The sequence below is a fragment of the Planctobacterium sp. AWH2_060 genome (assembly GCF_056158425.1).
Genome location: NZ_JBSWTG010000001.1, coordinates 2,770,665 through 2,790,296, shown reverse-complemented (window position 1 = coordinate 2,790,296; position 19,632 = coordinate 2,770,665). Strand labels below are relative to the sequence as shown.

18 protein-coding genes and 1 tRNA gene are annotated in these 19,632 nt (G+C 42.9%); 11 read left to right on the top strand and 8 right to left on the bottom strand.

Annotated features, from left to right (window positions below; translation table 11 throughout):
* The first annotated feature begins 154 nt into the window (after window positions 1-154).
* From ACXAD8_RS11870 to ACXAD8_RS11845, 6 genes are all read left to right on the top strand, one after another.
* A tRNA-Phe gene (locus ACXAD8_RS11870) sits at window positions 155-230 on the top strand.
* A 688-nt stretch (window positions 231-918) separates the two neighbouring features.
* Window positions 919-1,146, top strand: coding sequence for a helix-turn-helix transcriptional regulator (locus tag ACXAD8_RS11865; RefSeq protein ID WP_475228745.1), 228 nt, complete (start codon window positions 919-921; stop codon window positions 1,144-1,146).
* Between the two features lie 265 nt (window positions 1,147-1,411).
* Window positions 1,412-1,633 carry an AbrB family transcriptional regulator gene (locus ACXAD8_RS11860; protein ID WP_475228743.1) on the top strand — a complete coding sequence of 74 codons (222 nt, stop codon included), beginning with the start codon at window positions 1,412-1,414 and terminating at the stop codon, window positions 1,631-1,633.
* Complete coding sequence (locus ACXAD8_RS11855; RefSeq protein WP_475228741.1) at window positions 1,630-2,064, top strand: PIN domain-containing protein; 435 nt, start codon at window positions 1,630-1,632, stop codon at window positions 2,062-2,064. Before ACXAD8_RS11860 ends, ACXAD8_RS11855 begins: the two co-directional genes overlap by 4 nt.
* 403 nt (window positions 2,065-2,467) lie before the next feature.
* Window positions 2,468-3,535, top strand: coding sequence for a hypothetical protein (locus ACXAD8_RS11850; protein WP_475228738.1), 1,068 nt, complete (start codon window positions 2,468-2,470; stop codon window positions 3,533-3,535).
* A 500-nt stretch (window positions 3,536-4,035) separates the two neighbouring features.
* Window positions 4,036-5,370 (top strand): hypothetical protein, encoded by a 1,335-nt coding sequence (locus ACXAD8_RS11845; RefSeq protein ID WP_475228736.1) that lies wholly within the window; start codon window positions 4,036-4,038, stop codon window positions 5,368-5,370.
* A gap of 124 nt (window positions 5,371-5,494) precedes the next feature.
* Here the strand turns inward: ACXAD8_RS11845 and ACXAD8_RS11840 are convergent, their stop codons facing one another.
* Entirely contained in the window at window positions 5,495-6,004 is a 510-nt protein-coding gene (locus ACXAD8_RS11840) for a protease complex subunit PrcB family protein (RefSeq protein ID WP_475228734.1), read from the bottom strand.
* Between the two features lie 325 nt (window positions 6,005-6,329).
* A complete protein-coding gene (locus tag ACXAD8_RS11835; protein ID WP_475228731.1) occupies window positions 6,330-6,731 on the bottom strand; it encodes a hypothetical protein in 402 nt (133 codons plus the stop codon).
* Between the two features lie 425 nt (window positions 6,732-7,156).
* Between ACXAD8_RS11835 and ACXAD8_RS11830 the strand changes: the two genes are divergently transcribed.
* Both ACXAD8_RS11830 and ACXAD8_RS11825 read left to right on the top strand, forming a co-directional pair.
* Window positions 7,157-7,489, top strand: a complete 333-nt coding sequence (locus ACXAD8_RS11830) for a DUF3392 family protein (protein WP_475228729.1) — start codon at window positions 7,157-7,159, stop codon at window positions 7,487-7,489.
* A gap of 94 nt (window positions 7,490-7,583) precedes the next feature.
* Entirely contained in the window at window positions 7,584-8,072 is a 489-nt protein-coding gene (locus tag ACXAD8_RS11825; protein ID WP_475228726.1) for a YehS family protein, read from the top strand.
* A 211-nt stretch (window positions 8,073-8,283) separates the two neighbouring features.
* Here ACXAD8_RS11825 and ACXAD8_RS11820 read toward each other — a convergent pair whose 3' ends face one another.
* The 5 genes from ACXAD8_RS11820 to ACXAD8_RS11800 form a co-directional block, all read right to left on the bottom strand.
* Window positions 8,284-9,138, bottom strand: a complete 855-nt coding sequence (locus ACXAD8_RS11820) for a hypothetical protein (RefSeq protein ID WP_475228724.1) — start codon at window positions 9,136-9,138, stop codon at window positions 8,284-8,286.
* Window positions 9,135-10,946: a hypothetical protein gene (locus tag ACXAD8_RS11815; protein ID WP_475228722.1), complete on the bottom strand. Its 1,812-nt coding sequence runs from the start codon at window positions 10,944-10,946 to the stop codon at window positions 9,135-9,137. Before ACXAD8_RS11815 ends, ACXAD8_RS11820 begins: the two co-directional genes overlap by 4 nt.
* Window positions 10,947-11,360: 414 nt before the next feature.
* Window positions 11,361-12,842 (bottom strand): SO2930 family diheme c-type cytochrome, encoded by a 1,482-nt coding sequence (locus ACXAD8_RS11810; RefSeq protein WP_475228719.1) that lies wholly within the window; start codon window positions 12,840-12,842, stop codon window positions 11,361-11,363.
* Window positions 12,843-12,857: 15 nt separating this feature from the next.
* Window positions 12,858-14,666, bottom strand: a complete 1,809-nt coding sequence (locus ACXAD8_RS11805; protein WP_475228717.1) for a parallel beta-helix domain-containing protein — start codon at window positions 14,664-14,666, stop codon at window positions 12,858-12,860.
* Window positions 14,667-15,038: 372 nt separating this feature from the next.
* Window positions 15,039-16,049: an AraC family transcriptional regulator gene (locus ACXAD8_RS11800; protein WP_475228715.1), complete on the bottom strand. Its 1,011-nt coding sequence runs from the start codon at window positions 16,047-16,049 to the stop codon at window positions 15,039-15,041.
* Between the two features lie 263 nt (window positions 16,050-16,312).
* On the opposite strand from ACXAD8_RS11800, the gene ACXAD8_RS11795 reads away from it, so the two are divergent.
* A complete protein-coding gene (locus tag ACXAD8_RS11795) occupies window positions 16,313-17,239 on the top strand; it encodes a hypothetical protein (protein ID WP_475228712.1) in 927 nt (308 codons plus the stop codon).
* Window positions 17,240-17,281: 42 nt separating this feature from the next.
* Here ACXAD8_RS11795 and ACXAD8_RS11790 read toward each other — a convergent pair whose 3' ends face one another.
* Window positions 17,282-17,731, bottom strand: a complete 450-nt coding sequence (locus ACXAD8_RS11790; protein WP_475228710.1) for an RrF2 family transcriptional regulator — start codon at window positions 17,729-17,731, stop codon at window positions 17,282-17,284.
* A 111-nt stretch (window positions 17,732-17,842) separates the two neighbouring features.
* On the opposite strand from ACXAD8_RS11790, the gene ACXAD8_RS11785 reads away from it, so the two are divergent.
* Window positions 17,843-18,547, top strand: coding sequence for a class I SAM-dependent methyltransferase (locus ACXAD8_RS11785; RefSeq protein ID WP_475228707.1), 705 nt, complete (start codon window positions 17,843-17,845; stop codon window positions 18,545-18,547).
* 113 nt (window positions 18,548-18,660) lie between these two features.
* Window positions 18,661-19,347, top strand: coding sequence for a 2OG-Fe(II) oxygenase (locus ACXAD8_RS11780; RefSeq protein WP_475228705.1), 687 nt, complete (start codon window positions 18,661-18,663; stop codon window positions 19,345-19,347).
* Window positions 19,348-19,632: the final 285 nt, after the last annotated feature.

Below are 19,632 nucleotides of genomic sequence, written 5' to 3'. Positions count from 1 at the left end.
CTGCTTTTATCAGCACTCGGTCAACAAACTGAGTTTTTTTACAAAAAACAGTTGACTTGGGGGGCCGAAATCCGTTTAATACGCACCCGCAGCAAGTGACAGACATGTTACACGCTGGCAACTCAGAGAACGATTCAAGTTCTCGATGGTGCACGCCCAGATAGCTCAGTCGGTAGAGCAGGGGATTGAAAATCCCCGTGTCGGTGGTTCGATTCCGCCTCTGGGCACCATTTCCCATCTCGATTTTCTAAACTTCCAGATTTTTTCACTTTTAAAATTTTCTAGACACAAAATAGATCCGTTCGCTCGTTGATAACGAGATGGAAAATGGTGACCAGTGCGTCTCACGGCTGCGCCGTTCGATTACAAAATACATCCCTGTATTTTGCCCTTCGGGCCATGCTGCGCATGTTGAGCAATGCTCCCGGCATTGCTGCTCCGCCTCGGATATTTGTTTCGTAGTCATGGACAAAGTGAAAAATGTACAAGGTCCGAACACTTATTAATACTCAAAGTGTCCCAAATTTGTCCCAGCAGAATTTGAATTTGTTCACCTAACTTGATATCGGCAATCATCTGTGTAGGTCGGAATTCATTCCGACGACAATCCTGAATTCAACCTCCGCTGTCCGACTAGCCGATTTTTGCTCCTGCAAAATCGGCATTCACTACATCCCTGTAGCTCAAGTCGAACCTACCGATCTACCCACCAAACGAAAGCTGGTCTGTTACCATAACTGTTAATAATGTAGATCCTTGCGGAGCTGTGATTTGCGATTCTTGGCGGAGGAATTGCTACAACGTTGATTTGAGGGTTTACGAGCCATAACACCGAGTTTTGTTTTTCAGTCTGAAGCTACAGATCGTCCAGAGTCTTTGTATCGGCCTAAACCGTCGGACGTGTTTAAATGACGTTGTTTGTCTAAAACTGATAAAAAGCATCCTGAAATTGCTGAGCTGATGGGTATCTCTGCTAAACATTTTTCAAGATTTATTAATGGTCATGTAAGAGTATCGATTGAGTTCGCGCGTAAATTAGAATCCGTAACCAATATTAGCGCTGGTGCCTGGCTTCATTATCAAATACATTACGATTTATATGACACAGCAGAAGAAGTATTACCCAAACGTTCAATGTTTGGATAATTTTCGCTGCTCGGAAGACAAATTGTCACTAATAGTGACCGCTTGCTTTCACGGCTTCTCCATTCAATTGTAAATTTCAGCCCTGGTATTTACCGCTTAGCGACCATCCTTCGGATGTCCAAGATTTGCTCCTGCAATCTTGCCCGCCACTTATAATTTAATTCGGCTATGCTATGTTTTATTTTAGTCCGTTTTACTAATTGTCAAATAGTAAAGATTTGATATTCTTTACTAAATCATAATTTGTAAAGATGAAGAGGTGGTTATGGCTAAAGTAAGTGCAAAAAGACAAATTACTCTGCCTGTTGATCAGTGTGATGTTGCGCACATCAAAGCTGGTGACGATATTGAGAGTTTTGTTGACAGGACGGGTGTCATATCTATTGTTAAAAAGCAATCAGGCAAGGCAAAAGGGTTGCTTAAAGATATTCCAGTGAACCATGAATTTAGTGAGCAAGAGTCGCTTGCGAGTGGAATTACTGAATGAAAGCAATAGATACTAATGTTTTACTTCGCTACCTGTTGCAAGATGATGAGCAGCAAGCAGCACAAGCAAGTGACATTATTCTCGGAACTGATCATGTGCTACTGACTGACGTGGTGCTAACTGAAACAATCTGGACCCTCAAGGGCAAGAGATACAATCTGAGCAAAGAACAAATTATTGATGTGCTTTATGCGCTATTTGCAGAGCCAAATATCAGATTCGAAGATGGTTATGCCGTTTGGAGTGCCCTTAAAGACTTTATGAATGCGAAGCCTGTAAAATCTGGTGGAAAGACAGAACAGGCTGATTTCCCGGATGCCTTGATAGTTAATAAAGCCATTCGATACGGCAAGTTAAATGGTTTGGATGTGCAGGCGGTTTTTACATTTGATAAGGCGGCTCTTGAAATCGAGGGCACACAACATCCATGAGAAAGCATTAGAGGATTAGTGAAAAATCAGAAGTTTTGTCTGCGATGGCGATGCGTGTCTGCAAAATGCCTGGTAGAACACATTAGGTGGAAGTTTCTGATGTAGGAGCAAAATACTATGTATTAGCAGTTGCTCTCACGACTGTTATTGGTTTGAGGAAATCTCTGCGTTATTTACAACGGGAAGTTAATGGGGAGTCCTTTTGATTTCTGGGTTAAATATTTGCCTGAAAATGGATTCACTTCTAAAGTATGTATAATAATGAATCACATTTCAGATTGGTTTACCTAAACCAGTAATCTGTACTACTTTGAGCTTGTGACCAATGAAATCATCTAATTCAGGGGGAAACCGTAACAACCATAACTTAAAAAAGGTATCTGGCTCACGTATCGGAAAAAAAATGAAGCAAAAAACCTTGGATAAATACTTCAAGGTTCAACAGCGAAATGCACAGATGGTGCAACAACAACTGCAATCTCAACAAACACCTCAGCAAAATCAACAAGCCATACAAAATCGATCTACTCCCCAGCTTTATCAAACCACGCTGAAACAGATGGTCGCAGGAAGATTTGGTCTCAATGTCGGTAATAACCTGCCGCCCAATTTTAGCAAGAAGAACTTTTCTGACAAATGGAGAATGGGGCAACAGAACACAGGATATGGCGGTCACGGTCAAGACGAACTGATATCCACCTCAACAGCCAAAAATTACTTTGTAAACAACGTGAATCAATTAACTACCAAACAGTTTAATTCACATTTGTTCAAATCATCAATGGATAGGCAAGACACAGCGGCTTCTGTTTGGTACACCGGAAATAAAAACTCAGATGGCTCATGGATGATGGGAGGGCATCCGGGGGCATTGCGAAATCAAAAGCAAATGCAAACCATGAAAGGAACAACAAACATTGGGCACAACTCCCGTGATAAAGCGCGTGCAGAAGCGTCTAATACAGAGTCGAAAGCAACCTTATTTTCATCGGTACAACAACGTGCCAGAGTCAAAGTAGAAACTATCCGAACGATGACCACACCGCTGCAGGAGTTTCAGGACAAAGGCATGAACAATCAAGGGCTCACGCACGCAGTTGAGGGCGATATCAGTCAAAGTAAAAACTTTAACCGCATGGCTGAATATGTTCATGAGAACAGAGAGCGCATGAAATGGGATGCCGCAGGGCAAATGATGAGCACGGGATCGGGCGACCATGTCGATCCTCAGATGCGGCAGTACATCAAAAATGCCAACGGTGACCATACACAGGCAATGTTAAGTTTTCATCGCGACGCTAGTGAAAGTTTAAGAAATAATACGACTTTTCAACACAATACCGCGAAAACCAGCGATGCAGGTCCTTTGCTTTCAAATGAAACACTCGCCGGTACTGCAAATCAGGTTCAACAGGGAAGAAAGCGTGCATTAAGTGGTGCTCGTATCATTCCCGGCTTGATCAAAAAGTGAGTGAGTTGAAGGACGCTGAAAGCACCAAAGATTTATCTGACAAGATAGAGATTTGAGGAAGCCGTACCGTGCCTGTCTTGACTCCTATTCAGATGCAGTACCCTGCGGAGCCGTGATTTGCGACTTTTGGCGAGGCGATTGCTACAACGTTGATTTGAGGGTTTACGAGCCATGACACCAAGTTTTGTTTTTCAGTCTGAAGCTACTGGTCGTCCAGAGTCTTTAATCTGAAAATCAATCAGAGATCCGATTCAGCGAACCTGCCCCTTTGATTTTGACCCTTTGATTTTAGCATCTGATGATTCTCTGCAGACTGCGATGTCAGTAAACGACAATATTCGGTCACTGACCGAATCAGATTAAATGACCTGGGGTCAATTGAGGGGATTGTAGGGAATGATGTGAAGGGGTTAAGGTTGAAAATGTAATCAGCTGTAATGGTCAGTTTTGGTAGTTAAATTATCCTTAATTAAATTTAACCAAACAGGATAGTATCAACTATGTCAGCAGAGCAAAGCAGTGAAAAAGGTATTCAGTTATTTTTTGCCCCATATGGAATAACGCAATACGATAAAAATCAGCGGGATGTGCTGAGTCCATTAAGTCGGCAGTTTGACAGGGTTCGCAGCGGCGACGGGGAGCAGGTAACGCCGCTTGTTGATAATCTTTACAATCATGCCAAAGATCTGAACACACTGTACAAAAGCATTTCAAAACCTGAAATGTGGCAGAAGATAACGCCTTGCGACAATATCGCCTATCAGGTGGAAACCGATTCTGCGCTGTTCACTGTATCCATTAGACCTGTACCTGATGATTACGCTAATCAGATTTCCAATTGCACGGCTTCCTGTTATGTCTATATGGAGCTGTACAGTAAATCTGCCCAAATTACCTCAATTTATGGCATTGGTTTTCACACTGAAAATTCGCGTTTTAACGACGACTTATTGGGTGAATACATTGTTTCCTATGTGCAAAACTGGATGATGGAGCTTGCTTCACAAAAACCTGACTTTTTAGAAAAGCTGGCGGAAAAAGAGGTGGAGAAACGCCTCAAAAAAATGGAAGACAAGGTCATCAAGGCTGTGGAGAAAAAGCTCGGGCAGTACATTCCGGGTAATGTGATGAAATTGATATCATTTGCCATGGATCCCACCTTCGACAATTTCGTGAATATTGCTGAAACCACCATCATTTCCCTGATGCCGACGGTATTGGGAAAGATCCTGGCTTATGTAGCATTCGAAGTATTAAATTACTTGTTTACCAACGACTACAATATTCGCTATGCCATAGTAAATCGTACCAACAACTCATTTAGCATGAGTAATTATTACGACTACTTCTCCAGTAAGTTACCCTATGTGTTAAAAACTAAGTCTAACGACAATGTCATTCATCGTCCTCATCTGGCACCTATTTTTAACGATATTAACGACAAGGAATCGCAGCCTATGTGGGTTATTCAGGCACCTTGCTTTACCATTAGCAATGAGTCTGATTGCCCGTCAGCATTAATAAGATTTAAGCATTTCTCGCAGGATACCCAGCAGGATACGCAGTACATTCTGGAAAATATAGTAAGCGCCTATGACATTATTTACACCCAGGATAATGAACAGGGGGTGAAAATTTTCGGGGAGCATTTAAAAAGTGGTGAGCACATATATTATGAGCTGCTAAATGGTGAACCGGCCAAACGACTTCGTTGTTCTGCTGAGAATGACTACGTACTTATTACCCAGGTCACCAACGCACTTTCAGGCGTGGGTAATGATACCTATGACGTGGTGTTAATGATCGATGAAAAGAGCGGCGAACATCTCGATTAAGGATAAAGTGGGGTAGAGCCGTTTTATTTAATTCGGCTCTGATCCTTTGATTTTTTAAGATTTCAGCGAACCTTTTGTTTAGGAAGAATGGAATGTTCCAGTGTATGAAAAGGCTTTCAACATGCTAATTGCATTCAGCGATTTCGGTGTTTTCAAATACAAAATTATTATCGGTTTTGGGGATACTGATAAAGCAATAAGGATAGGTTATCGCTGTATTTACCGAGCAACCTTCTGATGGGGAAACTTTTCTTACTGATACAAATGTGTTGCTACCTGAGGTGGATACAGCTGATACATCAATGCGGAAACCTGAAGTACGCTGACGGCCCATATTCAGAGCTATCACTGTTTCAGTCTCAAAATTGACTTCAGGAATTTCCAGGTCATTGTCCAAATCAGAAATTTCTAAATAGTGTAGAAAGTTATTTTCGTCTTGTATTATTGTCTCGCTAGCCTCTTCAGTTCCTGATTGAGAGGCCTCCCCCGGACAGCGTATGTTAATGTACACGACTTCCTCAGTTTGAGGATTATCTTCTGTAGGGGGCTGTGGCTCATTCAGTTCAATGTCACTGCTACAAGCAGACAGTAAAAATAAACCAAAAAACAATGAGACGCTTTTCATGATTTTCATACCTCACCCATTCCTTACAGTGTTTCGTAATTGATTGCGTAGCCGATATCAACTGTTGTATTCAGATCAGTATCAGAAATAGCTCTTAGTTCAACATGATAAGTGCCGTTTGATGACGTTGGCAAAGTGAATTGAATTGCTTCAAGTGAATTGAATTGCTTCAAATGAATTGAGCCTATCTTGGCTGCTGTAAACTACCGTCTTTCCATCATAAATGAAAATATCAAAATCTTTCCCCAGTGCATTGCTGTTATTTCTATTTGCATAGGCGTAATCACCATCATTCAGCCATGACGCCACCACAGTGACTCTAACCGCCTTTTTATCATTTTTGGTTGAACTTATCGGCAGTAGATTTTAGTCGTTTTAGTCTTTTTTCACGTGCAATTTTTCTAGATTGCCGTTTGCTGAGAAAATAGTCATTTATCTCATCTTCACTAAGGTATTTGTTTTTACTCCTTACCTTATATTTAACTACACCACTTTTTAATTCGTACTCTTCAGTTGTATCTGTGAAACTTGGTTCGTCGTTTTCTATCTCGAAGCCAATTAAAACATTTATAGTTTCGTCTTTATCGAGAGTGTTATTTAATAGATACTCTTTCACAGAGTCATCGACTAATTCTGACTGTAAAATATCGTCAATTGCATTTGAAGCTAGTGTTGTACCACTTAAAGTCCACAGTAGAACAAAGACTGTATGCTTTAAAATATTTATCCGTTTCATGCTATATGTTCCATTTTTTGTGTAGTTAAGCGGTCATTTTGCGTGGCGAATGTTTCATTAATATTTCTCTTAAATTGTTAGTTCATCGCTGTTATTACGTGCATTGCAGAGCGAGTTAAGCCCCGGGCGCCAGAATTACCGGAGGTACTGTATTGTGATGCAGAGATTTTTATAAAACGCTGTGCTGTTGTCATTATTTAATATCTGTTCGCTATTGCCACTGTAGAATGGGGTTTCACAGGTGGACAATTACCGCGCTGTTGAAAGGAAAAACAAGTTTTTGAAAGAAATGAACATGAGAAGTAATAGGGTCAGGTTCGCTAAAATTGATTCTTGAGGTCCGCCAATGTCGGCCTTCGTTTCCCTCTTCCTCCCTTTTCCATTAAGATCCACGACAGATAAATCATTTAACTAAGAGAGATTAGATGGACTGGCTCTGGTCTTTAAATTCTGAACTATCCAACTGGTTTTGGGGGTATCGCAACATAATTGTGACGTCTTGGGTGGCGGTGTTGCTGGTACTTTATGGCGACAACATTAATAAGACTCTGAAGCGTCTGATGCGCCCTTACCACTATGTTGTGCGTATTCTGGCGTTTGTGGTGCTGTGTTCAGTTGGCTACGGTATTCTGGCCAGTTATGGGGAAGTACTGATTAACCATACTTTGCAGTTGCCTGAGCGGCGCTGGTTCGCGGTTATAGTAATAGGCATTTATTTTGTTTTGGGCGGCCTTGCGGAAAGTAAACATCAGGCCTGATGCTGCTAATTTAGATTGTTGTGCCTGATTACGCCATTAACTCAGCGTAATCAGGTATACTGTCGGCACATCACATTCACAGTTACTTTTTTCCATGCTATTAAATGACATTCTGCGCCGTCTTCGTTTTGCCCTGAGTCTGGATAACAAGGCTACCATCAATATTTTTAAGCTGGTGGACCACGATCTGGATGAAGACTATTTGATGAATATGATGAAAAAAGAAGATGAACCCGGTTTTTTACCCTGTCGGGATAAAACCTTGTGTTTATTTCTTGATGGTTTAATTGTGAAAAAACGCGGCAAGCAAGAAGGTGCTCCACCGCCGGGGCTTATGAACGGTCAACGCCTTAGCAACAATGATATTCTTCGAAAGATCAAAATCGCTCAATCATATCAGCAGGAAGATATGATGAAGATCTTGCAACTGGCGAATTTTAAAATAGGGAAAAGTGAGTTAAGTGCTCTATTCAGAAAACCCGATCATCGCAGTTACCGTGCCTGCGGTGATCAGTTATTGCGTAACTTTTTACAGGGCATGGTGAAGAAACATCGCCCGGATGGCAGAACGAGTAAACAATAAGAAGTAGTAGTGTGATTACGTCAAAATCGCTTAGTAGTTAGACCGCCAAGTTCCCTTGGTAATCACACTTATACAAATAAGAGCAGGTGCGCTTTTATCCTGTTTAGGGTTTCAGCGAACCTAGACCTTTTGATTAAGGCCCAACTCACTAAACAAATGCGTTGCTGGAGTTGGGCGTATATCAGGTAATTGTTTTGTGACAGACTTGCAGTTATTCTGATACCTCGGAAATACTTGGGACGGCTATCCAGTCGCGCCAAGAGTCATCATCAGCTAATTCTCCTGCGCTAGGCTGTTTCTTTGTATACTTTGCCAATATCACTGGATTTTTAACTTCGAATATGTATGTCCCCTGTGATGAAGAACTAAGTTTGAACCCAACTTGTGCATCAGAGAAATTGCCACCAGGGATTTCGGACAGCTTAGCATCTAATCCTGTACTCAACTTTGAATCAACTTTAATTTCCACTCTCATATTTTCAATAACCACGTCTGATACAACTACTGCAAGCCTCCCCTGTTCAAACGCATTTCTTAAATATCTATCTGCTTTAGCATCTGTCCGCGTGATGAACTCTCTAAATTTTCTTCGATCGAGAGTTCTAGGATATGCCTGACCAAGCGTTATCTTGGTGTTTGTAATTGAGTCTTTTTCGAAGTTACCGTTGAGACCAAGAGCTGCGAACAATTTAGGTAATACAAAACTTGAACCAAGGCTTTTTGACTCATTTTTCGAGAATGAAATTACTCCACCATTTTGGCCTGAACTTGCGTAACCTGCTAAATCTAGGGTCGACTCACCCAAAACCCTCTGATTTTCTAGGTTTAAGCAGCGATATGTTGCGCAATACTGATTAGCAGTATTGATTGGCTCGTTAGGTTTATTTAATACATGAATTGTCCCAACACCAAAGTTGTCGGTAGGGTAGGAGAAGAAATAGTAATCACCGTAATCATCCCCTAACGCTTCACTAACTTTGTCGCGCATGATCTGATTATAATCATCATCACAACCTGTAATTAGAGTTGTAAGAAGTAAAATAGTTGCAGCATAGTATTTATTCATAAAGCAATAACTCCCTTGTATTTTTGTTTTAGTTCATCAATTCGTAAAATGCCGTCGTTTGTTACGATATTGAATGAGCTTAATTCAGCAGGTACCCAACGCCAGAGCGACTCTCTAAATACATAAGTTTCTTTTGTTCCAAAAAACACGCCTGCGATAGAAGGATTGTCAGATTCAACTATACCGAATGGCAGCTTAATGTTTTCCATGGTCAAACTATGTTGCCCTATTGTGGGAGTGAGTCTATTGACTAATCCATTAATCCCAATCCCATAAATTCCTGAATCTAGGTTCACTAAATCGAGTCTTGGGGAACCAGGCGCTTGCACTTTATCAATAAATTCCTCACGTATATCTGAGCTCAGCAAAATTCGCCTGATGATTCTATTTCGCGGTTCCGATTTCGCTAGATTGTAAACTAATGCGGCAATTTTGGGGGTTGCGAAACTACTTCCATGAGCTTCTTGGTCTTTACATTTGCCAAACTTCCCTGTAACGGTTCCTAAATCAATGAATTCGATACCAGTTCCATCACGAGAGAACATACTTGTTATAGTTAGATTATGGTCAAATGCTGTGACGAGAGCTGAATATGGAGAACTGCTCAGATAGATGCTGTTTTGGGGTTCAGGAAGACTCGAAGACTCAATTTCATGGACAAGATTTGGTGTTGCTGCAAAGATGAAAGTACGATCGTAAAATCGATGATCTAGTGGAAAAATTCTCATTCCTTGATCTCTTACCCAAAATGAAGCAGACAGAATAGGCAAACCTTGATCGGCTTCCACTTTTGCGAGTAATGCTCGAAGGTACAAGGAAGGGATGCCTTTATGGATTGAATTATTATTTATATCTTGCTTTATCTTGTTGAGCTCGTTTTCGTATCTTTCTTTTGCAAAGAAACTTGAATAATCGGAATCAATAAAGCTTCTTATTATTGAAATTCCTTCTGTTGGGTTCTTCCAAAAATCCAATTCGAGTTTGTGAATATTAGTTTTTAAGTCATCCCAAACTCCAAGATGGGATAACGTATTTATTACAACGTCTTCGACAAGGTCACCATGCTCACAACTATCTTCTGAAAATTGATCCATTAGATATAATGAGGCTGGTTTGAGAACTGAAGCTGCTGGTACATTTGACTTAACCATAGTTGGTTTTAACTCTGATTTATCTTGTAAAAGCTCTATTTCAACGTAGCCTGTAGGTATCAATATTGCTTTTGCGCCTAGGGTTGAAAGTAATTGCTCTATTTCTGTAGATGAAATGATTTCATTGTTATCGATTGACACAGATAATGTGCCAGCATCAGCAAGATTTTTTCTCTGACTATCGACTAGAGTATTAGGTAACCCCTCTAAGTCACACCCTGCACTAGAGCATACCGCAAGCTCTTTAGTTTCAAGATTGAATTGCTGATATCGATTGAACGAAGCGCCTTCACGAAAAGGGCGTACTGGCAATGCTGGAATGTTGATCGTCTGACCACGTCTAATTAAATTTACATTGGCAATGTCACTAGCTTTAGCTACAGCATCAGCAATATTGATTACAGATTTTGGTGAAGCTCCATCTGAATACCTGGTATAATTTTGAATTATCGTATAAAGGTTTTCATTCTCGGAAACTTTATGCTTGAAATAGTCATCAGTTGGCTGTACTTCGATAAGAAACTTATTTACTAATCCTATTTCTTCATCAGATAGAGCACTATAGTCAATTGCTAGCTCCATGCGACCTTCCGATGCAAAGGTAATCTGACTAGCATAAAAACTAAAGGCAATTAATACTGCCTGTAGAAATTTCATGAGTGTCTGCCCGTGTAATATTTAGTAAGGTAAATTTAATAATGGATTGTAATGGTTAAAAATCAAGCAAATTCAATGGAAAAATTAACTCTTTGAGTTGTTTTTATTCCAGAATTGGTTTTAGATAGTTGATATTTATGTGTAAAGGCAGCTCGAAGAAATAATATTCCTTTAAATATTATTGGTTGAGTAAATTTTCCAAAAAACAATAAACGTTGATGGCGGCTCTTGTGTTTTGCACAAGAGTGGGTGCATAAAAAATCCGATGTCAGGGGACTTTCCCCTTAACCAGCTTCGGATTTTGTCATTCTAAAAGGTTCGTTCAGCCGAACGACAGACCAGATAATCAGTGCCGCTCAACTGGTTGGCATCAGTTAAGCGGCGCTTTTTATACTGCGTTTTTAACCCCGCTTTTTATTCCTGACAAGCCGCATAGTTCATTCTGGCTATCCATTCACGCACCAGATCCACACCTTCCTGATGAATGGTGGCTCTGCCTAATTCTGGCATTTTATGCCTTGGATCCGTGGTATTGACTCTGAATAACAAATACGACTGTTCTGGATTGCCGGGCACAATATCGTAGGTGTAGTCTTGATGGCCACCTGCCACAGGCACCTTACAAATGCCGAACTTGGTTACATCGTCTGCAATGGCTCGTTGATATTCCAACTGCAGACCGCTGGCCCCCGCAGCGCCTGCACCATCCTGGCGGTGGCAGTGGGCACAGTTAACATCAAGATACGCCTTTGCCAAGTCGGTTACTTGCGCATCCTCAAGGGCGTTCACATCCAACTCGTCATTAAAGGCCATTGGGTTTTCCACATCAGCAAAGTCAGGTAGACCCTCTAATAAACCATTGTCGGCCAGGTAACTGAGCTGGTTTTGAATGCCGGAAGCATATTCATGATCCATGTTCAGAAAACGCGCTTTCGGGCCGATGGGGATTATCTGGGCGTCATCGCTATCGGATTTGGCGTGGCAACTGGTGCACGATGCAGCTTTAGGAACCACATAGGTAAACTCAAGGTCATTGCCTTTGTGAGTGACCTGCATGTTGTCTACCTGTTTCCCGGCAATGGCTAAGGTCGCGTCTGTTTCATCAGCCCAGTAGTAAGGTAATGCTACCCAGCCTTCAGTGCGATGAATTAATAAACGCGTTTCTATGATGGTTTCCTGGCCATCGCGCTCACTTGTGTCAGCAGGCATCGCAAAGGTTTTGGTGATCACGGTTCCCACTGGAAAGTTAAATACTTCCGACTGGGTGTAGGTCATGCTGGTGTTTTCCGGCAAAAAGATGAAGCGATACTTGCTGGCATAATCCGTAAATAGCTGCGTTGAAAGCTCATAGAGTACGCCGTTTTCATTAGGCTGCGCAGTAGGATCCTGGGCATTTTTGAACAGGTTGTAGTCGGATAGTCGACTGCAATTGTGGTTCATTAATGCATCCCAGTTGATGCCAGTACCGCTGGTTTCACAATCGCCCGTTGAGCCTGAACTGTTGTCCTGATTGTCGCCAATGCCATCACCATCAGAGTCATACCACTCGGTTGGGTCATTGGGGAAAGCATCGCTATTATCGCCAACGCTGTCGCCGTCAGAGTCAGCGGTTTCATTTGGGTCATAGGGAAAGGCGTCGCTGTTATCGCCGATACCATCATTGTCCTGATCCGCCCATTCAGTGGGATCATCAGGAAAGACATCGGCGTTGTCTCCAACTGCATCACCATCTCGATTTGAGGTTTCAGTTGGGTCGCGAGGGAACGCATCTGATGTATCAGGTACTCCATCCCGGTCACTATCCAGAGGCACAGCGTTAGAGTCGCTACCTCCGCAGCCCGTTAATGCCAGCAGCAGTAACATGCTGGCAATGATTTGTAAAAGTTTAGCATTCATGATTAGTTCACCGCGTTAGAAAGAGCAGGCCGGGTCGGCTAAATCATCGCCTTTACAACCAAAGGCTTTGTTGTCAAAGGTGGCCACTGAGGCTTCCAACCGCGTTTGAGTGCAGTACAAACGTGCGGTATTGCCATGAAAGTTTTCGGTGATGAACAACGGCGGCGGTAAATCGCCCGATGTGGGATCCCACAAACCACCTGCAATTAATGGCACCAGATCTACTTCATCTGTGGCGAATACCATACCGATATTGGTCTGGGTAAATTCCTGTGAAGAAGCGAAGGAATTGGTGTCCAGATTGTTACTGACACATATGGCGTCTTCGGTTGTATAGGGTTGATAACTCACGCCATCAGCGACCGCGTCTGGATTCATCACGGCCAGAATTTGATCAAAACCTGACATCATGCCCTGACTGATCACGAATTCCCCAACACCATCGTATAAAATGGCTGGCATGGTTTCGCCTGCTCTGTCAGATATCACACCTAAAGCCGCTAACGAGGTAGTTTCTGTGAAGCCAGTGATCATATTGACATCGGGTAATAATGGCGTAATGACCTGTTCCAGTAATGCGCCACGTGGATTAGCACCGGAACGCTCAATTTCATTGTCGTGCACGTAAATGTTTTTGATGTAAGGCGACCAGCCATCAATCATGGTCTCTACATACGAGCCGTTTTCACCCTCTGGAAAGGTTGCAGAAGGAGTGTATTTGGCAAAGTCTGAATCCCCCACAAAATAGCTGGTGAGTGCAATTGAAATGGTTTCGTTATCCTTGAAGACGTTGTTGTACATTTCAACATCGGAGGTGGCGTAGATGAGTGCCCCGGTGCCCGGCGGAACGATACCCACAGCGCCATTGCCCACGTTCTCGGCGTTATTGGCAATCATTTGGTTGTTAAAAACCCGAATGTTTTTACCGTAGGCTTTTTCAAGGCCCGGTAAATCAAATATCAATATTCCGCCGGTATTGCCAATCGCTACATTGTTGTACACATCCGCATAAGACGAGTTTTCTATTTCGATGCCTGCAACATTGTTTTTAGCCACGTTGTTACGCACTACAATATTTTCCGACTGCCCCACGTAAATACCGGCATCAGCTGAGCCATAGGCATAGTTGTTTTCTACAATAATGTTGGAGCTTTGCACCGGGTAGACGCCATATGCGCCGTTGTCTGCTTCTAATGGCCCTTCCCAGATCGTGCCGGTATAGTTGAAGTGGATACCGTTAACTTTGCTGGCTTTAATGGCATTTTTGGGGGATTCATAAATACTGAAATCACGCACTGTGATGGTATTGCCGCCTTCAAAACGTATGGCGTCATCAGACTGGCTACCGGAAAAGTCTAATTGGGTTTCATTGATGCCGTAGCCGGTAAGGGTGATGCGATCTGCATCAAAGATAACGATGCTGTCATTAACCAGATAGCGTCCCTTGGGTAAAACCACAGTATCATCTGTTGTTAAACCAAATGTGGCGGTGACCAGGGCTTCAGTAATGTCGGCACCATCTTGCAGTACCGTACCGGTTAACTCGTTGTAGACATCTGCCACATAAATGGCGTCTGTGGGCATTTCAAAATTACTGGTGGTATATACGCCGCTACCTGAACTAGTATCTGTGCCGGGGGCTCCAGGTACGCCAGGCGAGCCGGGAATTCCTTGCGGTCCTTGAGGGCCTTGTTCACCGGGGATGCCCTGGGCGCCATCATCACCACTGCAGCCTGACAGTGTTAAAGCACAAGCCGTGAAAGCAGCAAACAGGGTGCTTCGCATTCTTAACTCTTTTAATAACATGCGTTGTTTCTCCATCATATAAATTATCGTTTTATCGGATTGTTATTGTTGGATATATGTATGGTCTGTACGCGTTGTTGTGTGTTTTCTAAGCGAGACTAAAAAACAATGAGCTGCTTCTTATCAGAAGAACAAGTACTAACACCTCGACCATCGAGCCAAATTAAAGAAAAGGATGGAGTGATGCGATGAAAAGCGATGTGCAATTAAATGAACAACTGTGCAAATCCTTTAAAGCCTATACTGGACAAGGGATACAGAGCGGTGGAATAGTGAGGATTTAGCGCTGTGCGATTTTTCAAATTCAACAATTTGCACAGTTAACATGCTAATTGTTGATAAAATTCACTTGGGAAAATTGGCTGTGGGTCAGGTTAAAACACTGCGCAATTATTGTTTATTTTGCTGGGATTTTTGAGCGCGATAATCGGTGGGATTAAGACGGTGTATTTCTTTAAATGCGCGATTAAAAGAGCTTAAGGTTCGATAACCGACATCTAATGCGATATTCAATATTGGCGCTTTAGGATCACTCACTAAGCGCTCGCTGGCATCCGCTATGCGCAGCTGATTAATGTAATCATTGAAGTTTCGATAGCCAAGAGTCTGGTTTATGAGTGAGCGGGTCTTGTATTCAGGCAGTTCCAGTTTCTGCGCTAACATACTTAGGGTTAACTTTTCGGTGCGATAGAATCCCGCTTTCATGAGTGCGCTTAATTTCTCGGCTTCACCATCTTGCAGGGATGCGCGTTGTTTCTGTTCTTCAAGCGCCGTTTGTTCGAATACTGAGACTGCACCAATCAGCACGCCAGTTCTTCCTCGTAACAGAATCGTTGCAACGATTAGTCCCGCCACACTGAGCAAAGCGGGCAGCCAGTTTCGTTCACCATAACCAAAGTTTAAAGTCCAGCTGGCCCAGATCAGTGAAATGCCCACCACTGAAAGAAACGCGCCCCGCAGTTTTCTGCGAGAATCCACTAAATCGTCAGTCCAATTAACAATAACTACCCAAATACCGTGCAACATAATCACGTATTCAACGTAAATGGGTATCTGTTTTGCCAGCAGATAAAGATGATTTGAGTTGGATATGGAAAATATTCGAGCCGTGATTGGCGCGATAAAACTGTAAAAAGCCAGCACTCCCCATATTGTTTTCACATCAGGTCGACGCGCAAATACATACTGGCAGAGTAGCCAAAACAATGCGGGTAATGCGCTAGTCAGACTGGCCGTTATCCATCGCCATTCCATTGGGATTAGGCGGTCTATCAAAAAACCGGCTGTGGCAACCAGCAATACCAGAAAAACCCGGGCGGCAGCAACCTTATGGAAGTCACGAATGATGACCACAAAGAGGATAGACAGTAGGCCTAAGCTAAATCCGGTGAGCAGTATCATGCTTGAACTTGGTTATTATTGTTATCGGTTTGGCTGTGCAGTATAAGAGATATTAACGCTATGGACTACTCTGGGAATTGATACTTTGCCTCATTTGGTAGTTTCATACTTATAAACAACAGCTTCGATGTCCGGAACCTCTCCAGTCGTAGGGCACAACTTCTGTTAGTTAATCTAATCGTTGATTTCGCGAGATGTCTGGATAATGCTATCCTTAATGCTGATCCTACTCACCGAAAGTTAAATGCCAAAAGTTAATCTCCATGCCTCATCTGTTTAGCGCTTTTAAGACCGGCCTTGGTTGGATGTGTCTTTTAGTTACAACGGTAATATCTGTTTATGCCGAATCAGCACAACAGAAAATAGCTAGCACGCCAGGTCGGTCAGAGCCTGTAACCATTGTGCATTCTGGTGAGCATTCCGATAACGACTATTCACTTGAACTGTTGAGACTGGCGCTGGAAAGGGCGGGTGGCCATTATCAGTTGCAAGCCCTGGGTTATTGGCCGCCGAGGGGACGAGATTTCGCAATGATGGAGAGCCAGAGTGGAATCGATGTGATGTGGGGCAATGCCCGACAGGATCGCGAGGACCGGTTTTTAACCATCCGAATTCCAATTTTTAAGGGGTTGATTGGATGGCGAATTCCCCTTGTGCACGAAACTAAAAAAGATATGTTTGGGGATATCGCAGATGTGAGTGCATTGAGGTTTTATCGCCCAGGCCAATATTTCTCCTGGACCGATACCCGCATACTCAAGCACAACGGCATTGATGTCTTTGAAGCTAACAACCGGCCCGGCTTGATGAGTATGTTAGTGAATCACAAGTTCGAATATTTTCCTCGAGCTGCAATAGAAATCATGCATGAATATAAACAGCATAAGCACCTGGGAGTGATGATAGATCCGCATATCTTGATCATTTACCCGACGGCCTTTTATTTTTATGTACACAAGGAAAATCTGGTTCTGGCTGAGAACATAACCCGGGGCCTGGAAACCATTATCGAAAATGGCGAAATGGATAAGTTGTTCTTTAATCACTTTGGTGATGAGCTGAAGGCCTTAAATATTGCTGAGCGCAAGGTGATCCGCCTTGAAAACCCATACATACCGGGCAAAGCACCGTTCGAGCGAAAGGAATTGTGGTTGGAGCCCGAGCAGGTGCCTGTTTTTATTTCCCATTAGTTTTGTCTGGCGCTTCACTCAAGCGCTCTAATTGTTTTAGTTTTAATCCTCGCTTTGTATAAAGCTCTCTAGCTGTGCTAATAGTTTTTCATCATATCTCAAAGTGCTTAGCTTAATGTCTTTGAATCGGGCCAGAACCAGTGCTTCTGCCTCCTGAAGCACACCAGAAATTGCGTTGTTAACGGCCTTTTCTATGGGGCAGTTATTATGTTCATCGGTTAATCCAATGGTAAACAGCGAAGCTTCGCCCACCAATTGTTGAATATCGTAAAGGGTGATTTGGTTAAGCGGTGTTTCCAGGTGCCAGCCACCGTTATGGCCTTTTACAGACGACACATAACCCGCTTTTTTCAGTAGTGCCATAGTTCTTCGCACTACAACCGGGTTGGTACCCAGCATTTTGCCCAGTTCGTCGGAGGTAATACCGCGCTGCAACATATCCATGTGGATCAGGGCGTGTAGTAGTCTGGATAGCCTGCTGTCTTTTCTCATTTACTTGTCTTTATAACTATCAATGTAACAAATAAAGTTACATTTGTTGTTTGCGCTTGTTTTTTAATGTAACTTATAAAGTTACTTAATGTGTGTTCAGGACAATTATCTATGAAAAGAGAAGAAATTACAGATCTGTTTGATCAGCAAGCCACGGTTTACGACGACAATTGGCAAAAAGTCGCGCCAATCAAGGACGCCATGCATCTGATGTTACAGGCGGCATTTAGGGATTTACCCGACGATGCACGAATTTTATGTGTCGGCTCAGGCACCGGGCAGGAGGTGTTGTATCTTGCGGACATGTTCCCAGGCTTTAACTTCACCTTAGTGGAGCCTGCTCCGACTATGATGCAGGTTTGCCGAAAAAACATTATTGAACGGGGTTTTGAATCCCGCTGTGAGTTTCATGTTGGCTATTTAGAATCTTTGCCTGCAATGCCAATACATCAGGGGGCAACCAGTATCCTTGTGTCTCATTTTCTGATGGATGAATCCGCCCGAATCGGCTTTTTTGCTGAAATAGCAAAACGACTGGTAGTTGGCGGTCGTTTATTTAACGCTGACCTGATTGCAGACACCCAATCAGATGACTACTCAGCCACACTGAACCTTTGGATGTCAGTGTTGCATCAAGCTGGCATGGACGAAGCAAAAAAGCAGGAAATTAAAGATACCTATGAAGGTGATGTGGCGATTTTACCGGCACACAAGGTTGTGTCACTGATCGAAGCTGGTGGATTCAAAAATGCCATCAGATGTTTCCAGGCAGGTATGATTTTGGCCCATGTATCTGAAAGAACCCGTGATAGTTAATATGGCAAAGTTTAACGGCTGGGTTAGTGCTAAAACAATCCCGGTTTCAATTTCCGATAGATTGAAATTTTTGGTAACTTAAAACCAATTGCATGGCTAAGGAAGACAACTAAGTGTTAAGCGAAATACACGACAACGCAACATGGATGCCAGGTGCAGGAGAAAACCAGGTATTAACCATACCTGGTTTTTTACCAGCGCAGGAGCGAGACGTTCTGTTCAACGAGATTTCTGATAATCGCGCAGCGTTTAAACATCGCATAGCTGCTGGTGTGCCTGTTGAAGGTGCGCAATACTTTTCGGTTGTTGCCGAGAATGGGGGAGACTATGGCTTTCCGGGCAGTGATGAGCAAAACGCTACAGAAGTTGAGCAGGAAAATTTGAGGAATGCCTGTCAAAACTTTCATGAGAAGGTTTTGGCAATAGTGCCGGGCTTGATTAGATTGTTTAACCTCAATCCATTTACAGTGGATAGTTTACCCTTAAACATTGTTAATGGTGGGCAGGGGCATGTAGGTTACCCCCATCAAGATTCGAGCGGGAACAGGTTTAAGATATCACTGTTGTACTACTTACACAGTCACCCAAAGGTTTTTCAGGGAGGAGATCTTGAGTTTTTTAATGCTTCGCCAGAGCATACGCAAGGCTATTTCCCAACTCCGCAATGTACTCTAAAACATCAAAACAATATGTTGGTCGCCTTTCCTTCTGATATCTATCATGGTGTTACCGAGGTGTTATCCGAATCAACTGAGTTTATCGACGGACGCTTCGCATTTATTTCATTTGTCAGAGATTAGGCGCTATAAAGTCAAAGGCACAGCTCGCTGAAACTGTTTTTGCCTGGCGTCGTTGCCGAACATCCTGGTTTTGCGATTGCGAAGTGGAGCGCATGGGAACCCCGGTCTGGCAGCATAGCACCGCCGTTCCGGGGCGACGCTAATCCAGGACCAGTGAAATTAGCGTCTAAGGTAACTTCACCTAAACACTAATGCGAATAGTTATTAATTGCAAGAAGGTTTTCAGGATCCGTTGCGAACCGAAGCCCGCTCCCTAACAATACGCAATTTTCAGCTAAATGAAAC

Coding starts and splice junctions, on each gene's coding strand:
- ACXAD8_RS11860 (WP_475228743.1), top strand. CDS start 1,412: ATGGCTAAAGTAAGTGCAAAAAGACAAATTACTCTGCCTGTTGATCAG.
- ACXAD8_RS11855 (WP_475228741.1), top strand. CDS start 1,630: ATGAAAGCAATAGATACTAATGTTTTACTTCGCTACCTGTTGCAAGAT.
- ACXAD8_RS11850 (WP_475228738.1), top strand. CDS start 2,468: ATGAAGCAAAAAACCTTGGATAAATACTTCAAGGTTCAACAGCGAAAT.
- ACXAD8_RS11845 (WP_475228736.1), top strand. CDS start 4,036: ATGTCAGCAGAGCAAAGCAGTGAAAAAGGTATTCAGTTATTTTTTGCC.
- ACXAD8_RS11840 (WP_475228734.1), bottom strand. CDS start 6,004: ATGAAAATCATGAAAAGCGTCTCATTGTTTTTTGGTTTATTTTTACTG.
- ACXAD8_RS11835 (WP_475228731.1), bottom strand. CDS start 6,731: ATGAAACGGATAAATATTTTAAAGCATACAGTCTTTGTTCTACTGTGG.
- ACXAD8_RS11830 (WP_475228729.1), top strand. CDS start 7,157: ATGGACTGGCTCTGGTCTTTAAATTCTGAACTATCCAACTGGTTTTGG.
- ACXAD8_RS11825 (WP_475228726.1), top strand. CDS start 7,584: ATGCTATTAAATGACATTCTGCGCCGTCTTCGTTTTGCCCTGAGTCTG.
- ACXAD8_RS11820 (WP_475228724.1), bottom strand. CDS start 9,138: ATGAATAAATACTATGCTGCAACTATTTTACTTCTTACAACTCTAATT.
- ACXAD8_RS11815 (WP_475228722.1), bottom strand. CDS start 10,946: ATGAAATTTCTACAGGCAGTATTAATTGCCTTTAGTTTTTATGCTAGT.
- ACXAD8_RS11810 (WP_475228719.1), bottom strand. CDS start 12,842: ATGAATGCTAAACTTTTACAAATCATTGCCAGCATGTTACTGCTGCTG.
- ACXAD8_RS11805 (WP_475228717.1), bottom strand. CDS start 14,666: ATGATGGAGAAACAACGCATGTTATTAAAAGAGTTAAGAATGCGAAGC.
- ACXAD8_RS11800 (WP_475228715.1), bottom strand. CDS start 16,049: ATGATACTGCTCACCGGATTTAGCTTAGGCCTACTGTCTATCCTCTTT.
- ACXAD8_RS11795 (WP_475228712.1), top strand. CDS start 16,313: ATGCCTCATCTGTTTAGCGCTTTTAAGACCGGCCTTGGTTGGATGTGT.
- ACXAD8_RS11790 (WP_475228710.1), bottom strand. CDS start 17,731: ATGAGAAAAGACAGCAGGCTATCCAGACTACTACACGCCCTGATCCAC.
- ACXAD8_RS11785 (WP_475228707.1), top strand. CDS start 17,843: ATGAAAAGAGAAGAAATTACAGATCTGTTTGATCAGCAAGCCACGGTT.